This window comes from Pseudoflavonifractor sp. MCC625 (assembly GCF_018784545.1).
GTDB classification, from domain to species: domain Bacteria; phylum Bacillota; class Clostridia; order Oscillospirales; family Oscillospiraceae; genus Pseudoflavonifractor_A; species Pseudoflavonifractor_A gallinarum.
Window position 1 is genome coordinate 5,663 of record NZ_WQOJ01000036.1, and the last position, 1,422, is coordinate 7,084.

The following is a 1,422-nucleotide window of genomic DNA, read 5'->3' on the forward strand; positions in this document are numbered from 1 at the left end:
ATCCCTCTGGGGCGGGATGGAAATGGAGTTAGCAAAGGTCTCCTCCGATGCCGCAAGGTTCAAAAAAGACAGCTGGAAATGAATCGAGCTGTCAAAATAATTGAGGAAATCACACCAACCCTCAAAGATTGCCGTCTTATCTTCGTTTTGGGAGAGCTGATAGTTGATGTCCTGAAACTGAATGGTCTTTGTGTAGTGGCTGTCCGATATGCGGCAGATTCCGTCCGGCCACATCCGTTCATAAGGGATACTGTCCTGCGCAGATTTTCCTTTTTTGTCCGTGCGGTTGGCGCGGGCAATGGCCGCTTCGATCTGCTTCTTATCGGCGCGGGACAGCTTTTTCTTTGTCTTTACCGGCTGCACAGTTTTTTCCTCGGTTTTCCCGAACATCCGATGCAGCCATTTTTTTATTGCGGTGAACAATGTCATACACCTCCTTATCGAGCATTTCCTGCCGCTTTAATACGGCATAAAAGTTATTGGTCTGGTAGGGACGCTGCTTGGGACGGATCACAGCTACTTTGAGAATGTTGCCCACGATCTTTTCAAGGGGCTGTCCATGCTTTTCGTACATAGCCAGCATAAAGAAGGGCAGCATAACCAGCATCATACACATAGCCGCTACACTGTTTCCGGTAGGTTTTCTGAGCAAAAAGAAAAGCGGTACGCCAATAAGCGCTCCGCCCGTAAAACAGATAAGCTGTCGCTTGGTCAGATTGAACATGACCTTTGTTTTGACTTTTGTTAAGTCCTTGGGTACGGGTACATAAGCCAATGTGGAAACCTCCTTCCGTTTTAATGCGCCTGAAAGACTGATTTTGCGAGGCTGCCGGTTTTGAACAGTGTAAAGCACAGCAGTACGGTGTAGCCCACGCAGCTCCAGATTGCCATGATGATGTCATCTTCCAGAGCGATGTTCTGCACCAGCACAGCATAAATTGCCACGCAGACGATAATGAGAAACGCCTGAAAGCCCAGCGCCAGCAGGGATCGGAGGTAATTCTGTCCCATACCGCCCCATTCTTTACCCATCATTGCAGCCATTGGAACGGGAGCCACCGAAGTTACAAGGTAGATCTCGATCATACGGCCATAAATAACGATAAAGATACAGATATATAACGCCCACATAGTAATGCCAATAAAGAGGGATTGGAACCACAGTCCGAACAGCGGTCCCAGATCCATTTCCATCAGCCTCGGTTCCAGGTCGGTCATAACTGAGGAAATGTCAATGGACGCATCCGAATTGATAATCCCCGCCGCCTGCGCCACCACGCTCTGCGCCATATCAAAGACGCCCATCACGATATTCCATGTGTTTGTGACAATGAGAATGGCGGCAGCTGATTTGAACACCCACTTGAAAATCATCCAGGTATCCACATCATGCAGGTTGTTCTTGTCTGCAATCATCTGGAT

The 1,422-nt window shown here is 48.5% G+C and carries 2 protein-coding genes and 1 pseudogene; all 3 read right to left on the reverse strand.

Features of this window, described 5'->3' with window-relative positions; translation table 11 throughout:
- Positions 1 to 363, reverse strand: a pseudogene (locus tag GPK94_RS16145) (conjugal transfer protein TraE); the annotation flags it as partial.
- Positions 320 to 775, reverse strand: coding sequence for a PrgI family protein (locus GPK94_RS12480; RefSeq protein ID WP_009272665.1), 456 nt, complete (start codon positions 773 to 775; stop codon positions 320 to 322). The pseudogene GPK94_RS16145 and the gene GPK94_RS12480, both read right to left, overlap by 44 nt.
- A 20-nt stretch (positions 776 to 795) precedes the next feature.
- The coding region (locus GPK94_RS12485; protein ID WP_252192631.1) for a CD0415/CD1112 family protein at positions 796 to 1,422 on the reverse strand (627 nt) is incomplete at its 5' end.